This is a genomic window from Spiroplasma endosymbiont of Clivina fossor (genome assembly GCF_964031115.1).
Classification (GTDB): Bacteria; Bacillota_I; Bacilli_A; order Mycoplasmatales; family Nriv7; genus Nriv7.
The window spans coordinates 1,640,922-1,662,220 of record NZ_OZ035006.1 but is presented as its reverse complement, the minus strand read 5'-3'; the positions used below and the strand labels follow the sequence as shown (position 1 = coordinate 1,662,220).

The following is a 21,299-nucleotide window of genomic DNA, read 5'->3' as shown; positions in this document are numbered from 1 at the left end:
ATAATTATGGAAAAAATAATTCAAGAACTAGTAAATACTTTAACAGATGATCAATTTTTAGAATTTTATGAAAAAGTCAAACAACAAGCAGAATTAATAAAAAAACAAAAACGGTTAAATGAAATTGATCAAAAATTTAGAGCGCAAGGTATTAAATGCCCTAAATGTGAATCTTACCATTGCGTTAAAAATGGACATAATTCAGAAGGAAAACAAAAATATTTATGTAAAAATTGCCGTGCAAGTTTTGACGCTTTTCGTAATCATTTTATTTATTGAAGTCATTTAAATTATGAACAATGAAATTTATTGATTCAAATTTCATTGCTGGGGCAATCTAGTAAAACAATTTCTCGTTTTATTAAAACTACATTAAAAACTGCTTGATATAATCGTCAAAAATTAATGAAATCAAAACAATTAGAAAATACCCAATTAAAATTTAAAAAATTATCTGGTAAAATCCAAATCGATGAAACATTCATTAAAGAAATCCATAAAGGAAATTTCAAATATAAAACTGATCCACGAAGAATTCACCTTGACCCATTCGCAACTAATACTAAATGCTGTATTCAAATGGCAATTGATAATAATAACAATATTTATGTTAAATCCACAAACACCAAACGTTTACAAAAACAATGAGTTATTGAAAATATGAACAAAGAATTAATTAACGAAAATTCAATTATTACTTCTGATATGCAAAAATTATATTTTTTAGTAGCAAAACAAACAAATTCTACTTTATGTGTAACTAAAACAACAATTAATCCTGAAGCTAGTTATCGTAACTTAAATAAAATCAGTAAATTACAATCTAGTCTTAAAGAAGCCTTAATTCATTATCATGGTTTAGGTTTTACTAATATTCAAAATTATTTAAATCTCTGAAAATGAAAATACCAACATAAGGGTTTAACTCCAAACCAACAAACAGCGGTATTATATTTTAATGTATAAAAAAGTTAAAGTAAAAATAGTAATTTTACATAAAAGCCTTTTAAAATTATCAAGTTGATGATTTTTTTTATTTTATCAAGAGTTTTCGACAAAATTAAAATATAATTTTGATAATAATGAAATTAAAAAAGTTAGTAGTATGATTTCTTATTTAAAGAATAACCAATTATCTTATTGTGATGTTATTAATAACGCCTTTTATTATGAATATAAGCAACAATGATTAGAAATCTATAAGATTTATTTACAATATTTGTCTAAAAATAATATGGTTGATTTTGATGATTTATTAATATTAACTTTGAAATTATTTTCTCAGCATTCAGAAGTACTACAAAAGTGACAGAAACAATTTTCTTATGTTTTGGTTGATGAATTTCAAGATACTAATGAATTACAGTTTCAATTAATTAATTATTTAGTAAAAATACATCAAAATATTACTGTTGTTGGTGACCCTGACCAAACAATTTATTCTTTTCGAGGGGCAAAAGCAAGATTAATTTTAGATTTTAATAATTATTTTCCTAATGCGAAAACTTTTATTCTTAATCAAAATTATCGTTCAATACAAAATATTTTAGATGTTGCAAATATTCTTATTAGTTATAATCATTCACGAATTGCTAAAGATTTATTTGCAATGAATAACCGCGGTAACAAGATAAAACTATATTGTGGTAATACTAGTATTTGCGAGGCTAATTGGGTAATTAAAGAAATTAAAAAGTTAGTTGAAAAAAATATTTTATTAAAAAATATTTTAATTCTTTATCGTGCTAATCATCTTTCTCATCATTTAGAAACGGCATTAATTAATAATTATATTAATTATCGTATTTATGGTGCTTTTAAGTTTTTTGAAAGAAAAGAAATTAAGGATGTTTTAGCTTACTTAAAAACTTTAGTTTATGGTGATGAATTATCAATAATACGAATTTTGAATTTAATTAAAGGTGTGGGGATAACAACAATTAACAATTTAATTGAACAATCACAAAATAGCGAGCAATCGCTTTTAAAATATTTAATGGTAAATGTTTCTAGTTTAAAACCATCAATAGTTAAATTAGTTACATATTTAAAAGTTTGAAAAGAAAAACTAAAGTCATATGAAAAAATAACTTGTTTAGCTCAAGATTTTTTAAATAATGGTACTTACTTACAACAATTAGTGGATGGTTTTGAAGGAGAACGCTTAGAAAATGTTAAAGAATTATTTAATCATATGGAAAATTATGATTTGCAAAATTATGATTCATTACAAGGAATAGAATTATTACAACATTATTTACAAGAAGTTAGTTTATATGTTGACCAAGATGAAAATTCTGTTGTTCAAGATAAAGTTAGTTTGATGACAATTCATAATGCTAAAGGATTAGAATATGATTTTGTATTTGTTATTGGTTTAAATGAAGGTGTTTTTCCTAATACTTTAAGTATTGAAGAAGGAATTACTGCTATTGAAGAAGAACGAAGGGTTTTATATGTTGCGATTACAAGAGCAAAAAAAGGATTATTTTTAAGTTATAGTAAAGGGTTTTCTTATATAGCTAATAATTACTGTTTACCTTCAAGATTTATTACAGAAATTGATACTAGTTTATTAGAAATTAAATTTAATTAACAGAACTTTTAAATTTTGTGAAAAGCTATTAAAAGCTTAATTTTTATAAATATATTAGATGTGGGAAATTTATATGAATAACTAAATCCAAACGAGTTTTAAAAATGAAAGAAAAAAATTAAAGGAGTTAAAAAATAATGTTTAAAATTAAATTAGTTAGTATAAAAAGAAAAGTATTTAAAAACAAAGATGGTTCTACGATGTCAGGTTACTCTGCCGAATTTTTGCGATATGAAAATGATTTATTTGAGCCTACTGGTGAACAAAAAGCTTTATGAATTGATGATAACAATCTAGAACAACAAGAAATTTATAAGTTGTTAAAAGAAAATGTTAAATCATTTTTTAGTTGTGAATTAACTTTTGATAAAAATCCTAAAATAGTTAATTTGCAAAAAATTGAATTATCAAAAAATTAAAAAAACTTGTCCAGTTAATTGGTAATCATTTCGGTCTGCGAAGCGGTGCGGAAGGCGTATGCCCCGCCCGCTAGCGGGTTAGTCGGCGAAGCCGACTATTACTTGATTAAATAACACAACTGGCGAAAATCTAAAACAGGAGCATAAAATATGAATTTACAACCTCAAAATCCGACTGATTTTTATATGAAAACGATTTATTACGGTCAATATATTCGTAATATTGTTATGCCTTTAGAACGCATTAAAGCAAATAACCGCAATGCTAGCGGTTTAAAAAATAAAGGTAATTGTGATACAAAACTGCTTAATAGCAATATTCGTGCAAAATCTAATGTTATTAGGAAGGCATATCATAATTTTTGAGACTGCAAAAAACTTACATTCTTAACTCTTACTTATGCTGATGTTAATGAATTTGATATTAGAAAATGTAAGCGTGATTTAAATAAATTTTTTAAAAAATTAAAATATTGATTTAAAGTTAAAAATAAAAATATTAAGTATTTATATACCTATGAATATCAAAAACGAGGCGTTATTCATTTTCATATTTTAATCACCGAAAAAATACCTCATAAAATTATTTTACAATTTTGACCTTATGGAATTAATAAAAATATTAGAGTTCGTGAATACACTAATGAAATGGTTGTAAAATACTGCTCTAAATATATTACTAAAAATGTCCTGAATGAAAAGTCATTAAACCAGTATGACTTAAATATCAAGGCTTATCAATTTTCTTACAACTGTCAAAACCCCATTACTAGAAAACAAGTATTTACCGATACTTTGAATAATATTGTTAATAGAACTGTAAATTCTGAATTTGTAAAATACTTAAAATCAACAGTTAATAAATTTAAAACTAAAATGTGTGGAGCAATCTATGAATTTAAAAATATTGATTATGTAGATTTTGAGATTGCAAATTATGCTTCCTTAGAAAGCTTAAGATTTAGAAATCAACTAAGAAAAATGAAACATTAGGAGTTAAAAAATGAAAGAAAAAGTTCAATTTAAAATAAGAATTAAAAATTGATTTAAAAATCATTGGTTAAAAATATTACTTAGGATTGTTTTTATCTTTATAAACTTAATACTTTGAACTTTAACTTTATTAGATACTAAGTGGATAATGGGAACAAATAGCGAATTTATTGATTTTATTGAAAAAGATATGTATAAGTTTTTTGGTTTAAATACTGTTATTATGTTGCTCGGATTGTTTGTTTATTGATTTGGTAGTGCGATATTTATTGCTTTTCAAGTTGAAAAATTAGTTTGACTTATTGTTAAGAAAATTAAGGAAAAAAGAGCTTTGAAAAATGAAACTAAACAAACTCATTAATTCTTTAAAAAAATATTGATGGAGAATTTGGCCTTACATTTTTATGATTACTATCTTTTTCATTCCATTTTTAAAATTGGAAATTAATGATTTGAAATTATTATATGAAAAATTTGAAGCATTAATTTCACTTATGATACTAGGGTATTTAGATATATGCATTACAATAGCAGTAGTTATAAACTGTAGCATTGAGTGACTTATTAAAAAAATCAAAATTAAAAGAACAAAAAACCAAACTTTAAATAGAAAGGAAATTGAAAAATAATGGCAATATTTAGTCTAATATGTTTTATCTTATTAACCTTATTACTTGCTTTTGCTGTTGCTTGGGGTTTATGGCGTTGAATGAATGATGTTAAAAAGTATGGTAAACAAGCAAAAGAAATTAAAGGGGATTTTAGTAAAAAAGAAAAACGCTTCATTGTTAAATTATCTTATTTAACTGAAAAAAATGAAAAACAAAATCAAGAAACCCAAACGAAAGGATAAAGCAATGTTAAAAGATGTAATTATTAAATTAATTGAATTAATTTATCCAACTGCCGGTTTACCGCCCCAAGTAGTATTTTTGTTCTCAATTCTTGTAATCATTGTTTTATTTGCCAGTTTCATTGGTATTCTCTTTCTTCCGATTAAGTGTTTATTTCAATGCTTCTAGTTGTTTGAAAAGATTTAAATTGAGAACAAATTAAACAAACTTTCTGAGATTTGTTTATCCAAATTACAACTATTCCAACTCATATTACTGGTGGTAAAGAAATTAATTTAACTGAAGAACCACTTTGACTTTTAACAACCAACATCGCTTTTTGATTACTAACAACAGTTATTATCTTATTTATGTTGATTTTATTTTATAAAGTTAAATCTTATTTTTGTTAACAATATAGAATAAATATTTTGAAAAGAAAGGAGGTGATTATATGATTGGAACTTTCTTAGTCGATGCAACCGCACCAGTAGCAATTACCGGAAAACAAGCCATTAGTAATTTGTGAGATAGTATGGTAGGGCTTTTTGGAAAAATTTGAAGCGATATTATCAGCGGACAAATGCCATTAGTAGTAGATTTCTTTGCTACATATTGAATTTTTTTATTCCCAGCAATTGTTGGATTATTCTTATTTGCTTTTGGAATGTTTGAAAAACTACTATTAAGAGTTCGTTAATAGTAATTAAAAAAATAAAGGGGTGCGATAATGCTTAAATTTCTAAAAAATATCTGTGAAAAAATTAATGACTTTGTTAGCTTAAATCGCACTTTCTTTATTATTTCTTGATATTATTATGCTTTTCTTGTTGTTATTAATCCACAATATTGAGTTTCATTTTTTCATATCATCGGTATTATCTTAAATTGTTTAATTTTAATTACTAAATTTATGCAATGAGTTAATCGTAAATCTTTTATTAATTTTTTATTCAAATCACCATTAAATATTGTGATTGGTTCATTGGGAACTGGTAAAACCGCTTTATTAGTTTTTGCTTCAAAACTTTTAGGTAAGAAAAAATGAAAGACGGCTTCAACATTTCCAATTTTAGACCAACAAATGTTATCTTTGGGACATATGTCGTTATTGGATAATGAATATCCAATATTAGAAGAAAAACATTTATTGTTATGAGATGAAACGAACTTGTTTTTAGAGGGAACGGATTATAAAGAAAATGATAAATCAACTCAAGGTTTACAAGAATATTTTGCTCTAGTTAGACATTTTGGTCATATTGTTCTAGCAAGTGGCCAACGACCTGAACATATTTGGGTTAAAGTCAGAGATATTGCTAATTCGGTTATTGTTGGTATTACTAAGAAATCAGTTAATATTTTTCGCCCTTACCTAAAAGTTGTTTATGGTACTTTTAAATCTGTAGAAGAATATGAACGCTGACGCACAAGTTTAATTGATGCTAAAAATAATAAAAAAGGTCGCAAAACTAAATATCGTAATATTCCGGAATTAGATATCTACTTTTTTAAATTAAAAATTCCAATGTCCGTTTTAGAGTGTTACGACAATAGACTTCTTGCAAAATTAATATGATAATTATAATTTTTAAATTTAAAATAAATATAAAAGTGTTATTAAAATAATTTTTAGATTATTTTTACAAATATTTTGTCATTAAAACATAATAAAAATTATTATTTACAATAAAAAAAGACTGAAATTTTAAATTATCAAATATATTTAAACTAATAGTTGTAAATTATAAATTGAAGCTATTAAATTAAATCTTAAAGCAAATCTTTTTCTACGATTTCGATATTTTTCACTAATAATTTTAAATTTTTTAAGTATAGCAAAAACATTTTCAATAACAATTCTCATTTTTGAAATTCGCTCATTATTTTGCTTTTCTTCTTTATTTAAAGGGTTTTTCTTTGATTTTTTTTTAGGAATTAAAACATTATGATTAATTTTTTGTATGCCTTGATAACCTAAATCCACTAAAACAGTTGTTTCTGGTAAAAATTTAATTTTTGAATCTTTTAAAATTTTAAAGTCATGGTTTTTACCATAAGAAAAATCAGAACTAATAATTTTTTTACTATCTTTTTCAATTATAACTTGTGTTTTTATTGTGTGTTTTTTCTTTTTTCCTGAGTAGTGCTGTTTTTGTCTTTTTTTGGGCGTTGGATTTGGCTTTCAGTTACATCAATTATAACAGTCTTATCTTTGAAATAATCTTTTAATAGTGATTTTTGACCAGTAAGTTGTTGAAAATTAGGGTGTTTTATTAAAGTGTCTTCAATTCATTTGATATTTCTATAACAACTACTTTCACTAATATCATAACTTTTTGCAATATGAAAATAAGTTCTATATTCTCTTCAATATTCTAAAGTCATTAAAATACGATTTTCTAATGATAATTTATTGGTTCTTCCGCGACGAAATCTCTTTTTTAATTCTTCTATTTTTAAAATTTCTAGCATTTTATTAAAAGTAGTATGTTTAATACCAGTTAATCTTAAAAAATTTTTATCACTTATTTGATTATTTTTTTTAAATTTCATTTAAATTCCACCTTTTTATTAAAAACAACAATTCAATTATATTTTAAATTAATTTTGCAAGAAGTCTAATAAGTATTTATCTTTTTTACGCCCCGTTGCTAATCGCATTGTTGTTGACACTTATGAAGATAAGTTTTATGAAACTACTGAAGTTGATTTAGAAATACTAAAATACCTTAAAATGGAAAAATTTAGTCGTATTATGGAATTACTAAAAAGTAATTTGAAAGATAGGAATTAACTATCATATTATTTTAATCTAAGAAAGGATACTTAATTATGGCAAATCTAGAAAAAATGGCATCATTTTTTGCAGATATTATTTATAAAGTTTTTGATTTAATTTGAAGTATGACTATTCCCGGCACCGGAATTCGGATTATCATTATTCCTTTAATCTCTTTAATTGCTAACTTTGTCTTTGTTGCTATTTTAGGTATTGGAATGCAAGCCAAAGAAAGTTATAGAAAGGCAAGAGCTAATAAATCTGTTAAAGAGTGAGGTAAAAAATAATGTTTAAACTAGTTATAATTTTTCTTTTAATTACCGTTTTTTCTATTTTTGCTTTTGATGAATTTCTTGGTTTATGGCGTTTTGTAAATGAAGGGTTGGAATATTTTAATAAAGTTATTGTGGCTAACAGTGAATTTCTACAATTATTTAAACCAATGATTAGATTATTTTCACAACACCCAATTTTTATTATCATTGGAACAATTGGCATTTTATCAACAATATACTTTATTTTAAGAAGTTAAACACAGAAGAAAGGATAAATAAATATGTATAAATTTATGTCGTGGTTATTAGTTATCGCTTTTATTGGTTTAGTCCCTCTAGGTGCCTTCTTTGATACAAAACAACCACCAAAACCTAATATGGAACAATTTTTTATGAAGCGAAAAAAACGAGCCACAAACCCTAGCCAATGTGGTGAAAGTTGTGAGTTAAAATTTGCTAGTTTATTAAATATTACTCTTGTTGTTGATTCTGGTGCTTATTTTGATTTATCTAAATTTGATATTGAATTACCTAATGATGTCAAAAATCAAAATAAAAATTATCCCAATCGTTTGCCTTTTTTTATGGATAGTCAAGTTTTCCTGCTTATAAAAGATTTTTTTCAAAAATATGGAACCTTTCAATCTATGGGTAGTAAAAAAATTTATACTATTCCAAAAGTAGTTGATGTTGTGATTAAATTAATAAACTTAAGCCCTTATTCCTTAATTTTTTTCTCGGCACAAATGCCTCTTTTACCAGAAAAAGAAGCAGAGCAACCATTACCTACTGAGATAACTAAAAGTGATGGCGAATATCAGTATAATCAGTTTCGAGATAAGCTAGATTATTTAATGATACAACGCCGAGATTTTGATAAATTTAATTATAGCTATTTATATTGAGTCCCAATTTTTAATTTCTTTGATGATAATTTTAAATATATGAGTGAAATGTCAATTAAATTAAATGGTTTTAAACAGAATAGTAAATTTACTTTAATTCGTAGTTTTGAACCTGAAAACTCGCTATATTTTTTTGATAGTTTAGAATTTTCTAGTTTTGGTAATGTTTTTAGAATTGAAATTTCTTTAGGAATGGTTACTTTTTATGAAAATGATAAACAATTAATTAAGTTTATTTGAAAGAAAGGTTGAACTGAAGATTTTATTAATGTTTTTTTTGGACAAATTAATTATTATGATAATACTTTTCATTTTCTACGTTATGATGATAAATTAAAGATTGATTTTAAAGATTTTATGTTTTTTTATTTAAAAGATTTGACAAGTGAATATTATTTCAGTTTATTTAATAAAATTTATAAAGTTTTAGGTGGTTTTTTTACACAATTCTTTTATGCGAGTTTTGATATGGATGCTTCTACTTATGTAGAATTAGATTACAAAGGAATGCAACAAATTCCTAAAAATGTTTTACAAATGGGGTTTTTCTATCGTTCCTTAATTACTTTTTATCCTAAACAGTATTTAATTAACTTTGGTTCAACAGTAGAAAATAGTAAGAATATGATTTTTCGTTCCTATTTTTTTGTTAAAGATAAACAAATTATCAATGGTTTTAACACCCGTAAAAATTCTTATCAAATAGATTTTAATGTTTTAAAAGCATATGATAACCAATTATGGAATGCCACTAGTAATAAACTGCATTTTTACAATGCCAAAGTTGATGTGATGTATGGAATTAATATTTTTACGCTAACTTTCCCACTATATAAAAAACAAAATGAAAGCACTGAATATCATTATTCTTTATATGATTTTAATATTTTGAATTCAACAGCTTTTATCGGCGGTGGAATAAGCGGTAATATGGATGATTTAATTCCTACGCCTAATTGTTCTTATTGGGGTTTATTTAGTGCAGTATCTTGTGGCATTCAGCACGCTTCTGTTAGTATGTTGAACTGATTACTTGGTCTTTCTGGGATTAATCTTTTAATTCGCCCTATTGCCGACATTGCTAAAACAACAATTAATTTTACCAAAACTGCCTTTCCGGTGTTTGAAGTTGTTCCGGCATTTAAATATCTTTTTGAGTTTTTAATTCCCCTAGCAATTTTATTAATAATAATTAAAAAATTCTCTTAAATATTTCCAATATTTTTATATAGAATATAATTCCTTTGAAAGGAGGATTTTTCTTTATGCGAAAATTTTTATTAGCTTTAAATTTAGTATGTGTAATGTTTATTTTTGGGTGTAGTAAAGTAGATGTTCCTAAACTAAAAAAAGATAGTATTTGCAATAATAGTTGTGAGTTAAAATTTGCTAGTTTATTAAATATTACTCTTGTTGTTGATTCTGGTGCTTATTTTGATTTATCTAAATTTGATATTGAATTACCTAATGATGTCAAAAATCAAAATAAAAATTATCCCAATCGTTTGCCTTTTTTTATGGATAGTCAAGCTTTCCTGCCTATAAAAGATTTTTTTCAAAAATATGGAACCTTTCAATCTATGGGTAGTAAAAAAATTTATACTATTCCAAAAGTAGTTGATGTTGTGATTAAATTAAGAAACTTAAGCCCTTATTCCTTAATTTTTTTCTCGGCAAAAAAGTTTAGTTAATTAGTAATTTAATAAATATTCTTAAAAATCGTATTATAAAAATACGATTTTGGTATGGCAACCTTTTTTGGACAATTTTTATACGGACTGCTGTTTTCTAAATTCAGCGGGTGTTAAATAATTTAGGCTGCCGTGAATTCGAATATTGTTATATCAATTAACAAAATCAAATAGTTCGTATTTTAATTGTGTTAAATTTTCAAATTTTTTACCCTTGATAAATTCCGTTTTAAAAGTTTTGTAAGTTGTTTCAGCCACAGCATTATCATAAGGACAGTCTTTATTGCTTAATGATCTTTTAATATTAAAGGTTATTAAAATTTCATCAATGATTTTATTTTTGAACTCATTACCACGATCAGTATGAAATAAAGTTATTTTATTTAATGGTCGTGTTATTTTATGAAAAGCTTGTTGCACTAGTTTAGCGGTTTTGTTTGGCCCGGCACTATAGCCAATTATTTCGCGATTAAACAAGTCAATTAATAAACAAATATAATAGACTTCTTGCAAAATTAATATGATAATTATAATTTTTAAATTTAAAATAAATATAAAAGTGTTATTAAAATAATTTTTAGATTATTTTTACAAATATTTTGTCATTAAAACATAATAAAAATTATTATTTACAATAAAAAAAGACTGAAATTTTAAATTATCAAATATATTTAAACTAATAGTTGTAAATTATAAATTGAAGCTATTAAATTAAATCTTAAAGCAAATCTTTTTCTACGATTTCGATATTTTTCACTAATAATTTTAAATTTTTTAAGTATAGCAAAAACATTTTCAATAACAATTCTCATTTTTGAAATTCGCTCATTATTTTGCTTTTCTTCTTTATTTAAAGGGTTTTTCTTTGATTTTCTTTTAGGAATTAAAACATTATGATTAATTTTTTGTATGCCTTGATAACCTAAATCCACTAAAACAGTTGTTTCTGGTAAAAATTTAATTTTTGAATCTTTTAAAATTTTAAAGTCATGGTTTTTACCATAAGAAAAATCAGAACTAATAATTTTTTTACTATCTTTTTCAATTATAACTTGTGTTTTTATTGTGTGTTTTTTCTTTTTTCCTGAGTAGTGCTGTTTTTGTCTTTTTTTGGGCGTTGGATTTGGCTTTCAGTTACATCAATTATAACAGTCTTATCTTTGAAATAATCTTTTAATAGTGATTTTTGACCAGTAAGTTGTTGAAAATTAGGGTGTTTTATTAAAGTGTCTTCAATTCATTTGATATTTCTATAACAACTACTTTCACTAATATCATAACTTTTTGCAATATGAAAATAAGTTCTATATTCTCTTCAATATTCTAAAGTCATTAAAATACGATTTTCTAATGATAATTTATTGGTTCTTCCGCGACGAAATCTCTTTTTTAATTCTTCTATTTTTAAAATTTCTAGCATTTTATTAAAAGTAGTATGTTTAATACCAGTTAATCTTAAAAAATTTTTATCACTTATTTGATTATTTTTTTTAAATTTCATTTAAATTCCACCTTTTTATTAAAAACAACAATTCAATTATATTTTAAATTAATTTTGCAAGAAGTCTAATGAAAAAGAATTTTAAGTCGTGATGAGATGGATAAAATTATTTCTTGATTTATTATAATGTTTATTGGTTTGGTGCCGTTAGGGGCGTTCTTTGATACAAAACAACCACTAAAACCTAATATGGAACATTCCTTTATGAAACGACAAAAACGAGCCACAAATTCTAGTAATGGTAAAATTTATGAATTTTCTTTATCTAAGGCAACTATTAATTGACAAGGTAATAATTCTAAAAGAAATCTTGTTGGGTTTTCAAATTTTAATAAAAGTGAGTTAAAAAATTTACCAGAGAATATGATTAATGGTATTACTTGATATCCATCTTTTCGGTTTACGGAAAAAACTGTTAGTGATTTACTGACTGGTGATTATGATTTAACAAAATTAGGTAAAGTTGATGCAGTTAGTATTAAAGGTAAAATTCATACTTATAATATTGGAACAAGTGAGATGGGCATGGGAGCTGATTGACAATATGATTGATTAGAATTAATGTTTGCTTCTCCTCCTCTGCCTGAAAAACATAACGAGCAACCATTACCTACGGAAATAACTAAAAATGATGGCAAGTATGATTATACTCAGTTTCAAGATAAATTAGACTATTTAATGATACAACGGCGAGATTTTGATAAATTTAATTATAGTTATTTATATTGAGTTCCGATTTTTAATTTCTTTGACGATAATTTTAAATATATGAGTGAAATTTCAATTAAATTAAATGGTTTTAAACAAAATAGTAAATTTAGTTTAAGTCGCAAAAATTCATATCTGCCTGGTTTCATTGAAAAAGTTATTTTTAGAGAACTTTCCTTTTCCAGTTTTGGTGATGTTATTACTATAAAAACTGAGCATGGTAGCATTGTGGGTAGTAATGAGTTTTTAGAAAATGGTAAATCGCTTTGAAAATCTGGTTCGCGAACAAGTTTTGGAGGAGATTTTATTAATACCTTTTTTGGACAAGTTAATTATTATGGTAATACCTTCCATTTTTTACGCTATGATGACAAATTAAAATTTGATTTTAAAGATTTTATGCTTCATTATCAAAAAGATTTAACTATTGATTTTATTAATGGTTTATTTAATAAAATTTATAAAGTTTTAGGTGAGTTTTTTGTACAATTCTTTTATGCGAGTTTTGATATGGATGCTTCTACTTATGTAGAATTAGATTACAAAGGGACGCAACAAATTCCTAAAAATGTTTTACAAATGGGTTTTTTCTATCGTTCCTTAATTACTTTTTATCCCAAACAATATTTAATTAATTTTGGTTCAACAATCGAAAATAGTAAAAATATGATTTTTCGTTCCTATTTTTTTGTTAAAGATAAACAAATCGCCAATGGTTTTAATACTGGCAAAAGTTCTTATCAAGTAGATTTTAATGTGTTAAAAGCATATGATAACCAATTATGAAACACTACTAGTAATAAATTGTATTTTTACAATGCCAAAGTTGATGTGATGTATGGAATTAATATTTTTACGCTAACTTTTCCACTATATAAAAAGAAAAATGAAAGTACTAAATATCATTATTCTTTATACGATTTTAACATTTTGAATTCAACAGCTTTTATTGGTGGTGGAATAAATGGTAATACCGATGATTTAATTCCTACGCCCAACTGTTCTTATTGGGGCTTATTTAGTGCAATATCTTGTGGCATTCAGCACGCTTCTGTTAGTGTGTTAAATTGATTACTTGGTCTTTCTGGGATTAATCTTTTAATTCGCCCGCTTGCGGATATTGCCAAAACAACGATTAATTTTACCAAAACTGCCTTTCCGGTGTTTGAAGTTATTCCGGCATTTCAAATGCTATTTGAGTTTGTAGTGCCCTTAGCAATTTTATTAATGTTAATTAAAAAGTTCTCTTAAAATATTTTTAATATTCTTAGTATAATATAATCTCTTTGAAAGGAGGATTTTTAATTATGTTAAAAAAAAGTTTATCAGTGTTAAGTTTAGTAATTGTGGTGTTTACTTTTGCTTGTAGAAGCAATGATTTTCAGTTTGTTAAAAATAAAATTTATGAATTTTCTTTATCTAAGGCAACTATTAATTGACAAGGTAATAATTCTAAAAGAAATCTTGTTGGGTTTTCAAATTTTAATAAAAGTGAGTTAAAAAATTTACCAGAGAATATGATTAATGGTATTACTTGATATCCATCTTTTCGGTTTACGGAAAAAACTGTTAGTGATTTATTGACTGGTGATTATGATTTAACAAAATTAGGTAAAGTTGATGCAGTTAGTATTAAAGGTAAAATTCATACTTATAATATTGGAACAAGTGAGATGGGCATGGGAGCTGATTGACAATATGATTGATTAGAATTAATGTTTGCTTCTCCTGCTTTTACCCAAAAAGGATAACGAGCAACCGCAACCATTGCCTAATCAAAATTATTATCAGAACCGAGTTATAACATCCTTTTCTGTCAAAATGCCTAATAAAAATTAGTAATTTAATAAATATTTTTGAAAATCGTGTTTTTTTGTAATACGATTTTCTTAATTTAAGGAGTTTAAAAATGAAATATATTATTTCCCAAGCTGATTTAGCAGATTTAAAAGCAAAAGTACAAAGCTGATTAAGTGCTAATTGCCGTAATCCTTATTACTATAAAACTAAAAAACGCATTACTGCCTATTTAAATTTATGTACTTATTTCTATATTGAAGAAACTACTTTAACAAAACTTATTAAAAAATATTTTAAGAACGCAACGAAAACCTTTTATCGTTGAGCACAAAAAATTATGACCGCTTATTATTCTGACAATTTAGATTTGTTATTGTTTAAAACTACAAAACCACAAAACCTTAATTATCAATATAGTTTAAATTCTCGTGAAAAAGTATGTGATTTATATTTTGATTACAAAAATCTTCAAGCCGGCGGAATGTGGTCTTTATTTAACAATTTAAAAATCGGTTTTCACGATGTAAAAAATTCAGAAGTTCCAAAAAATATCAAAACCTTTTATCGTTGAATTAAATCTGACCCTCGTTGAAAAGAATTAAAACAACAAATCAAACAAACTAAACGCCATTTTAAGCGTTATGAAGTTTCCGAGATTGGTCTTTTACAAATGGATGCTAAAATTATTACCACATCAAATTTTCCGGTTGATAAAAAATATTACATTTATGATTTCATTGACGAAATAACACGCATAGTATTTGGTTATGTTTATGATAGTTTAGGAACTAACAATGCTATTAATGCCGTGCAAAGAGCAATGAAAGATTTCGGCGAACTTGGCATAACAATTAAACGCCTTCGTACTGACAATGCTCCGGAATTTACTACTACCAATTGAAGTAATAAAAAATCATACAAAGTAAAAGAAAGGCCTTTTACAACCTTTCTTTCGAGGAACGGAATTGTCCACGAAACTACTCCAATTCGTTCGCCACAGAGTAATGGTAAAATTGAACGGTTTCATCAACATTATACCAAATTATTTTATGCTAAGGATAAAAATTTAAATCAAAATGAGCTTCAACATTATTTAAACAAATATTATTACTTTTATAACTTTGAACGCTGTCACTCATCTTTAAACACTAAAACTCCATTTCAAAAATTACAAGAATTTTTAACAAAGTAATTGTTAGAATTTTTCTTGAATATCCCCAGAAATTTAGAAAGATTATTTACACAAATTAATGCAATTGAATCTGTTAATAGTCAATTAAGAAAAGTCATTAAGACTAAAAAGATTTTTCCTAATGACGCATCAGTTTTTAAAATATTCTATTTAGCATTTCAAAATATGATTAAGAAATTAACGATGCCAATTCAAAATCGGGGTAAAGAAATTTCACATTTAATGATAAAATTCAAGGATAGAGTGAATTTAAGTTAATTACTTAGAGACACAATTAATTGTGTAGGTCCCTCCCAATATTTTTTTATTTTAATTATTGCTTGTCACACTTAAACGAGAATAATAAGTTCTTTCTCTGTTGGCTTCTTTTATTTTTTCCCTAATTTTTTCTATTTTTGATTCAATTTTTTCTATTTTTGATTCAATTTTTTCTATTTTTGATTCAATTTCTGAATTTAATTCATCTATATCTTGATCATTTTCTAATTTATTTAATTTATCTTCTAATTTTTGTTTTTTTGTTTTCAATAATTTTATTTCTTCTTTAAAATCATTAGTTTCAGAATCTATTCTATTTATTTGAAACACAACATTTTCCCTCTGTTTTTCCAGTTGATAAGTTTCAAATTCTTTTAGTTCTGTTTTTATTTCTTCTTGATTTGCTTTAGCTTCATATTGTCTTGCTATAGCTTTTTCTTGATCCATTTTAGCTTTTTCTTGATTTGCTTTAGCTTCTTCTTGATTTGCTTTAGCTTCATATTGTCTCGCTATAGCTTTTTCTTGATCTATTTTAGCTTCTTCTTGCTTTATTTTAATTTCTTGGAATTTAGGTTTATATTGATTGTCAATTTTAATGGATTTTAAGTTTTCTTCATTTAATGCTGTTTCAGAATTCATTTTTCCAATCTCGGCACCCGTTTTTCTATTTGCATTATCAATATCAAATCCTGCTTTAACAATATCTGCCCCACTCTTTAGTGTGTTAGTTGCTGTGTTAATACTTTCTGTAATAACATGACCTTTAGCAACATTTGAAACCGCAGGAGCCAACTTATTAACAACACTTTCTAAACCTACAGCACCAGCACTTTCTAAACTTGTATTTCTTTTTTTCTATTTAAATTTTCTAAATTATTTGTTTGTAAATAATTAATTTTATTTTTTGCTGAAGCTGGTGCGTTTCCGACAATTCCGGCCGTCCCGCCCCCGGCTATTGTTATTGTTCCCATTAATCCTAATAATTTTTTCATATTAATTACCTTTTTTTTCGTGAGTTTTTACTAATTAATAAAATTTATTGAATAATCAAGAAGCTTTCTCCAAATTTTAATCTGCGATTTCTTTATTTTGGAATTTAATTATAAACTATTTTTAAGAAATTCCTGCATTATTTGATTTAGGACGCATAAAGTTTTGTTAGGTGGGAAAAGATTTAAATAATTTTGAAAGAAAAGCAACTAAAAATTGATTACCTTTTTATTTGAAAAATAAGTAATAAAACAAAATATTTAATATTAACAAACATAATATTAATAAAGGGTTATAAAAACTAAGTAAAATGCTTATAAAAACAACATTAAAATAATTTTTTACAACAAAAATCATACATAAGAAATATATACTTAATTTGAATATTGAAATAATTTATAGTAAATGATTATTTTTTCTTTTTTTAAAAATACCTAAGATAAAACGCGACCTTTTTTAAAAACCCTCTTGTGCTTGTCATAAGTCTGCGGTATATTACAACCTTTTTTAAAAAACCTCTTGTGTTTGTCATAAGTCTGTGGTATATTACATACTTTAAAATTAGAATGATTTTTTAATTAAACCCAAAAGTAATGTTAGTGCTTTTAGTGAATCATTAACTGGGATTAGTAATGAAATGTTACAAGATAAGCCACCAATTGAAGTTGTGGCTGCTGAGATTAAAGAAGTTTTACAGAATGCTGTTCTTGTGGCTCATAATGCATCATTTGATATTGGTTTTATTCAAGAACTGTGAAATCAAATGGGTTAATGGAAAACTTACTAATCCGATTATTGATACTTTGCAATTATCACGGTTATTGCAACAACAGTTACGCTATCATCGTTTAGGAACGGTTGTTAGAAAATATAATATTAAGTATAATGAAGAAATTGCTCATCGTGCTGATTATGATGCTGAAATATTAGCTGCTGTATTTGCCGTGATGTTAACGGATTTAGAAGATAATTATCAAGTAAAAACATTATTAGATATATTAGACTTCTTGCAAAATTAATTTAAAATATAATTGAATTGTTGTTTTTAATAAAAAGGTGGAATTTAAATGAAATTTAAAAAAAATAATCAAATAAGTGATAAAAATTTTTTAAGATTAACTGGTATTAAACATACTACTTTTAATAAAATGCTAGAAATTTTAAAAATAGAAGAATTAAAAAAGAGATTTCGTCGCGGAAGAACCAATAAATTATCATTAGAAAATCGTATTTTAATGACTTTAGAATATTGAAGAGAATATAGAACTTATTTTCATATTGCAAAAAGTTATGATATTAGTGAAAGTAGTTGTTATAGAAATATCAAATGAATTGAAGACACTTTAATAAAACACCCTAATTTTCAACAACTTACTGGTCAAAAATCACTATTAAAAGATTATTTCAAAGATAAGACTGTTATAATTGATGTAACTGAAAGCCAAATCCAACGCCCAAAAAAAGACAAAAACAGCACTACTCAGGAAAAAAGAAAAAACACACAATAAAAACACAAGTTATAATTGAAAAAGATAGTAAAAAAATTATTAGTTCTGATTTTTCTTATGGTAAAAACCATGACTTTAAAATTTTAAAAGATTCAAAAATTAAATTTTTACCAGAAACAACTGTTTTAGTGGATTTAGGTTATCAAGGCATACAAAAAATTAATCATAATGTTTTAATTCCTAAAAGAAAATCAAAGAATAACCCTTTAAATAAAGAAGAAAAGCAAAATAATGAGCGAATTTCAAAAATGAGAATTGTTATTGAAAATGTTTTTGCTATACTTAAAAAATTTAAAATTATTAGTGAAAAATATCGAAATCGTAGAAAAAGATTTGCTTTAAGATTTAATTTAATAGCTTCAATTTATAATTTACAACTATTAGTTTAAATATATTTGATAATTTAAAATTTCAGTCTTTTTTTATTGTAAATAATAATTTTTATTATGTTTTAATGACAAAATATTTGTAAAAATAATCTAAAAATTATTTTAATAACACTTTTATATTTATTTTAAATTTAAAAATTATAATTATCATATTAATTTTGCAAGAAGTCTATTGAAAAGATTAATTATGAACCAATTTTTGCCAAGCTATTTGGTAATCAAACAACAGTAATTGCTAAAAATGAGCAAGGATTGAAAGATTTATTTTCGTTAGTTTCGTTGTCGCATACTAAGTACTTTTATAGTAGTCCTAAAATTACGATTGCGGCATTGCAAGAAATGCGCGCTAATGTTTTTATTGGTTCTGGTTGTGTTAATGGTGAGGTTTTTGAGTTTACTCGTAATCGGAGTCAACAAGAATTGGAAGCAATAATGCAATTTTATGATTATATTGAAGTACAACCGCTAAGTGTTTACAATCATTTAGTTGAAAGTGGTGAGATGACAGTTGAACATTTAATGCGGATTGTAAAAAATTTTAATTTTCTCGAAAACTCTTGATAAAATAAAAAAAATCATCAACTTGATAATTTTAAAAGGCTTTTATGTAAAATTACTATTTTTACTTTAACTTTTTTATACATTAGACTTCTTGCAAAATTAATTTAAAATATAATTGAATTGTTGTTTTTAATAAAAAGGTGGAATTTAAATGAAATTTAAAAAAAATAATCAAATAAGTGATAAAAATTTTTTAAGATTAACTGGTATTAAACATACTACTTTTAATAAAATGCTAGAAATTTTAAAAATAGAAGAATTAAAAAAGAGATTTCGTCGCGGAAGAACCAATAAATTATCATTAGAAAATCGTATTTTAATGACTTTAGAATATTGAAGAGAATATAGAACTTATTTTCATATTGCAAAAAGTTATGATATTAGTGAAAGTAGTTGTTATAGAAATATCAAATGAATTGAAGACACTTTAATAAAACACCCTAATTTTCAACAACTTACTGGTCAAAAATCACTATTAAAAGATTATTTCAAAGATAAGACTGTTATAATTGATGTAACTGAAAGCCAAATCCAACGCCCAAAAAAAGACAAAAACAGCACTACTCAGGAAAAAAGAAAAAACACACAATAAAAACACAAGTTATAATTGAAAAAGATAGTAAAAAAATTATTAGTTCTGATTTTTCTTATGGTAAAAACCATGACTTTAAAATTTTAAAAGATTCAAAAATTAAATTTTTACCAGAAACAACTGTTTTAGTGGATTTAGGTTATCAAGGCATACAAAAAATTAATCATAATGTTTTAATTCCTAAAAGAAAATCAAAGAAAAACCCTTTAAATAAAGAAGAAAAGCAAAATAATGAGCGAATTTCAAAAATGAGAATTGTTATTGAAAATGTTTTTGCTATACTTAAAAAATTTAAAATTATTAGTGAAAAATATCGAAATCGTAGAAAAAGATTTGCTTTAAGATTTAATTTAATAGCTTCAATTTATAATTTACAACTATTAGTTTAAATATATTTGATAATTTAAAATTTCAGTCTTTTTTTATTGTAAATAATAATTTTTATTATGTTTTAATGACAAAATATTTGTAAAAATAATCTAAAAATTATTTTAATAACACTTTTATATTTATTTTAAATTTAAAAATTATAATTATCATATTAATTTTGCAAGAAGTCTATTAAAATATAATATCGCTGTTTGTTGGTTTGGAGTTAAATTCTTATGTTGGTATTTTCATTTTCAGAGATTTAAATAATTTTGAATATTAGTAAAACCTAAACCATGATAATGAATTAAGGCTTCTTTAAGACTAGATTGTAATTTACTGATTTTATTTAAGTTACGATAACTAGCTTCAGGATTAGTTGTTGTTTTAGTTACACATAAAGTAGAATTTGTTTGTTTTGCTACTAAAAAATATAATTTTTGCATATCAGAAGTAATAATTGAATTTTCGTTAATTAATTCTTTGTTCATATTTTCAATAACTCATTGTTTTTGTAAACGTTTGGTGTTTGTGGATTTAACATAAATATTGTTATTATTATCAATTGCCATTTGAATACAGCATTTAGTATTAGTTGCGAATGGGTTAAGGTGAATTCTTCGTGGATCAGTTTTATATTTGAAATTTCCTTTATGGATTTCTTTAATAAATGTTTCATCGATTTGGATTTTACCAGATAATTTTTTAAATTTTAATTGGGTATTTTCTAATTGTTTTGATTTCATTAATTTTTGACGATTATATCAAGCAGTTTTTAATGTAGTTTTAATAAAACGAGAAATTGTTTTACTAGATTGCCCCAGCAATGAAATTTGAATCAATAAATTTCATTGTTCATAATTTAAATGACTTCAATAGACTTCTTGCAAAATTAATTTAAAATATAATTGAATTGTTGTTTTTAATAAAAAGGTGG

28 protein-coding genes and 3 pseudogenes are annotated in these 21,299 nt (G+C 24.7%); 23 read left to right on the top strand and 8 right to left on the bottom strand.

What is annotated here, in order from left to right:
* Positions 1 to 6: 6 nt before the first annotated feature.
* The 9 genes from AAHM82_RS10105 to AAHM82_RS10065 all read left to right on the top strand — a co-directional run bounded on the left by AAHM82_RS10105 (position 7) and on the right by AAHM82_RS10065 (position 6,423).
* The gene (locus AAHM82_RS10105; protein WP_342263352.1) at positions 7 to 966 is read left to right on the top strand and encodes an IS1/IS1595 family N-terminal zinc-binding domain-containing protein; all 960 of its coding nucleotides are present in this window, start codon (positions 7 to 9) and stop codon (positions 964 to 966) included.
* Positions 959 to 2,596, top strand: coding sequence for an ATP-dependent helicase (locus AAHM82_RS10100; protein WP_342263851.1), 1,638 nt, complete (start codon positions 959 to 961; stop codon positions 2,594 to 2,596). Before AAHM82_RS10105 ends, AAHM82_RS10100 begins: the two co-directional genes overlap by 8 nt.
* Positions 2,597 to 2,733: 137 nt before the next feature.
* On the top strand, positions 2,734 to 3,015 hold the full coding sequence (locus AAHM82_RS10095) for a hypothetical protein (RefSeq protein ID WP_342263850.1): 282 nt from the start codon (positions 2,734 to 2,736) through the stop codon (positions 3,013 to 3,015).
* 150 nt (positions 3,016 to 3,165) lie between these two features.
* A complete protein-coding gene (locus AAHM82_RS10090; protein WP_342263849.1) occupies positions 3,166 to 4,008 on the top strand; it encodes a rolling circle replication-associated protein in 843 nt (280 codons plus the stop codon).
* A 148-nt stretch (positions 4,009 to 4,156) separates the two neighbouring features.
* Positions 4,157 to 4,369, top strand: coding sequence for a hypothetical protein (locus AAHM82_RS10085; RefSeq protein ID WP_342263848.1), 213 nt, complete (start codon positions 4,157 to 4,159; stop codon positions 4,367 to 4,369).
* Between the two features lie 267 nt (positions 4,370 to 4,636).
* Entirely contained in the window at positions 4,637 to 4,861 is a 225-nt protein-coding gene (locus AAHM82_RS10080) for a hypothetical protein (protein WP_342263847.1), read from the top strand.
* 159 nt (positions 4,862 to 5,020) lie between these two features.
* Positions 5,021 to 5,254, top strand: coding sequence for a hypothetical protein (locus AAHM82_RS10075; protein ID WP_342263846.1), 234 nt, complete (start codon positions 5,021 to 5,023; stop codon positions 5,252 to 5,254).
* 41 nt (positions 5,255 to 5,295) lie between these two features.
* Positions 5,296 to 5,541: a hypothetical protein gene (locus AAHM82_RS10070; RefSeq protein WP_342263845.1), complete on the top strand. Its 246-nt coding sequence runs from the start codon at positions 5,296 to 5,298 to the stop codon at positions 5,539 to 5,541.
* Between the two features lie 30 nt (positions 5,542 to 5,571).
* On the top strand, positions 5,572 to 6,423 hold the full coding sequence (locus AAHM82_RS10065; protein WP_342263844.1) for a hypothetical protein: 852 nt from the start codon (positions 5,572 to 5,574) through the stop codon (positions 6,421 to 6,423).
* A gap of 144 nt (positions 6,424 to 6,567) precedes the next feature.
* Here AAHM82_RS10065 and AAHM82_RS14590 read toward each other — a convergent pair whose 3' ends face one another.
* Entirely contained in the window at positions 6,568 to 6,960 is a 393-nt protein-coding gene (locus AAHM82_RS14590) for a transposase family protein (RefSeq protein ID WP_425289022.1), read from the bottom strand.
* Complete coding sequence (locus tag AAHM82_RS14585) at positions 6,957 to 7,397, bottom strand: transposase family protein (RefSeq protein WP_342263396.1); 441 nt, start codon at positions 7,395 to 7,397, stop codon at positions 6,957 to 6,959. The genes AAHM82_RS14590 and AAHM82_RS14585 overlap by 4 nt, the downstream gene beginning before the upstream one ends.
* A 279-nt stretch (positions 7,398 to 7,676) precedes the next feature.
* Between AAHM82_RS14585 and AAHM82_RS10055 the strand changes: the two genes are divergently transcribed.
* The 4 genes from AAHM82_RS10055 to AAHM82_RS10040 are packed head-to-tail and all read left to right on the top strand — an operon-like array spanning position 7,677 to position 10,494.
* Complete coding sequence (locus tag AAHM82_RS10055; protein ID WP_338967708.1) at positions 7,677 to 7,910, top strand: hypothetical protein; 234 nt, start codon at positions 7,677 to 7,679, stop codon at positions 7,908 to 7,910.
* Entirely contained in the window at positions 7,910 to 8,155 is a 246-nt protein-coding gene (locus tag AAHM82_RS10050) for a hypothetical protein (RefSeq protein ID WP_342189582.1), read from the top strand. Before AAHM82_RS10055 ends, AAHM82_RS10050 begins: the two co-directional genes overlap by 1 nt.
* A gap of 36 nt (positions 8,156 to 8,191) precedes the next feature.
* Positions 8,192 to 10,012 carry a hypothetical protein gene (locus tag AAHM82_RS10045; protein WP_342263843.1) on the top strand — a complete coding sequence of 607 codons (1,821 nt, stop codon included), beginning with the start codon at positions 8,192 to 8,194 and terminating at the stop codon, positions 10,010 to 10,012.
* Between the two features lie 56 nt (positions 10,013 to 10,068).
* Positions 10,069 to 10,494 (top strand): hypothetical protein, encoded by a 426-nt coding sequence (locus tag AAHM82_RS10040; protein ID WP_342263842.1) that lies wholly within the window; start codon positions 10,069 to 10,071, stop codon positions 10,492 to 10,494.
* Between the two features lie 78 nt (positions 10,495 to 10,572).
* Here AAHM82_RS10040 and AAHM82_RS10035 read toward each other — a convergent pair.
* The 3 genes and pseudogenes from AAHM82_RS10035 to AAHM82_RS14575 all read right to left on the bottom strand — a co-directional run.
* Positions 10,573 to 10,992 (bottom strand): annotated as a pseudogene (locus AAHM82_RS10035) (transposase); the annotation flags it as partial.
* 173 nt (positions 10,993 to 11,165) lie between these two features.
* On the bottom strand, positions 11,166 to 11,558 hold the full coding sequence (locus AAHM82_RS14580; protein WP_342264845.1) for a transposase family protein: 393 nt from the start codon (positions 11,556 to 11,558) through the stop codon (positions 11,166 to 11,168).
* Entirely contained in the window at positions 11,555 to 11,995 is a 441-nt protein-coding gene (locus tag AAHM82_RS14575) for a transposase family protein (RefSeq protein ID WP_342263396.1), read from the bottom strand. Before AAHM82_RS14575 ends, AAHM82_RS14580 begins: the two co-directional genes overlap by 4 nt.
* A gap of 96 nt (positions 11,996 to 12,091) precedes the next feature.
* On the opposite strand from AAHM82_RS14575, the gene AAHM82_RS10025 reads away from it, so the two are divergent.
* The 4 genes and pseudogenes from AAHM82_RS10025 to AAHM82_RS10010 form a co-directional block, all read left to right on the top strand.
* Positions 12,092 to 13,954 carry a hypothetical protein gene (locus AAHM82_RS10025; RefSeq protein WP_342263841.1) on the top strand — a complete coding sequence of 621 codons (1,863 nt, stop codon included), beginning with the start codon at positions 12,092 to 12,094 and terminating at the stop codon, positions 13,952 to 13,954.
* 56 nt (positions 13,955 to 14,010) lie between these two features.
* Complete coding sequence (locus AAHM82_RS10020) at positions 14,011 to 14,454, top strand: hypothetical protein (protein ID WP_339023970.1); 444 nt, start codon at positions 14,011 to 14,013, stop codon at positions 14,452 to 14,454.
* A gap of 158 nt (positions 14,455 to 14,612) precedes the next feature.
* Entirely contained in the window at positions 14,613 to 15,695 is a 1,083-nt protein-coding gene (locus AAHM82_RS10015) for a DDE-type integrase/transposase/recombinase (protein ID WP_342263840.1), read from the top strand.
* Positions 15,696 to 15,703: 8 nt separating this feature from the next.
* Positions 15,704 to 15,953: pseudogene (locus tag AAHM82_RS10010) on the top strand (transposase); the annotation flags it as partial.
* 51 nt (positions 15,954 to 16,004) lie between these two features.
* Here the strand turns inward: AAHM82_RS10010 and AAHM82_RS10005 are convergent.
* Positions 16,005 to 16,745: a hypothetical protein gene (locus tag AAHM82_RS10005; RefSeq protein ID WP_342263838.1), complete on the bottom strand. Its 741-nt coding sequence runs from the start codon at positions 16,743 to 16,745 to the stop codon at positions 16,005 to 16,007.
* Between the two features lie 41 nt (positions 16,746 to 16,786).
* Positions 16,787 to 16,945: a hypothetical protein gene (locus tag AAHM82_RS10000; RefSeq protein ID WP_342263837.1), complete on the bottom strand. Its 159-nt coding sequence runs from the start codon at positions 16,943 to 16,945 to the stop codon at positions 16,787 to 16,789.
* Positions 16,946 to 17,517: 572 nt separating this feature from the next.
* On the opposite strand from AAHM82_RS10000, the pseudogene AAHM82_RS14570 reads away from it, so the two are divergent.
* The 6 genes and pseudogenes from AAHM82_RS14570 (at position 17,518) to AAHM82_RS14550 (ending at position 20,382) form a co-directional block, all read left to right on the top strand.
* Positions 17,518 to 17,962: pseudogene (locus tag AAHM82_RS14570) on the top strand (exonuclease domain-containing protein).
* Between the two features lie 48 nt (positions 17,963 to 18,010).
* Positions 18,011 to 18,451 (top strand): transposase family protein, encoded by a 441-nt coding sequence (locus AAHM82_RS14565; RefSeq protein ID WP_342263396.1) that lies wholly within the window; start codon positions 18,011 to 18,013, stop codon positions 18,449 to 18,451.
* Positions 18,448 to 18,840, top strand: coding sequence for a transposase family protein (locus AAHM82_RS14560; protein WP_425289027.1), 393 nt, complete (start codon positions 18,448 to 18,450; stop codon positions 18,838 to 18,840). The genes AAHM82_RS14565 and AAHM82_RS14560 overlap by 4 nt, the downstream gene beginning before the upstream one ends.
* A 171-nt stretch (positions 18,841 to 19,011) precedes the next feature.
* The gene (locus AAHM82_RS09980) at positions 19,012 to 19,404 is read left to right on the top strand and encodes a PHP domain-containing protein (protein WP_342264875.1); all 393 of its coding nucleotides are present in this window, start codon (positions 19,012 to 19,014) and stop codon (positions 19,402 to 19,404) included.
* A gap of 148 nt (positions 19,405 to 19,552) precedes the next feature.
* Entirely contained in the window at positions 19,553 to 19,993 is a 441-nt protein-coding gene (locus AAHM82_RS14555) for a transposase family protein (RefSeq protein WP_342263396.1), read from the top strand.
* Entirely contained in the window at positions 19,990 to 20,382 is a 393-nt protein-coding gene (locus AAHM82_RS14550; RefSeq protein WP_342264845.1) for a transposase family protein, read from the top strand. The genes AAHM82_RS14555 and AAHM82_RS14550 overlap by 4 nt, the downstream gene beginning before the upstream one ends.
* Before the next feature lie 144 nt (positions 20,383 to 20,526).
* Here AAHM82_RS14550 and AAHM82_RS09970 read toward each other — a convergent pair whose 3' ends face one another.
* Complete coding sequence (locus AAHM82_RS09970; protein ID WP_342263833.1) at positions 20,527 to 21,252, bottom strand: transposase; 726 nt, start codon at positions 21,250 to 21,252, stop codon at positions 20,527 to 20,529.
* Positions 21,253 to 21,299 lie beyond the last annotated feature (47 nt).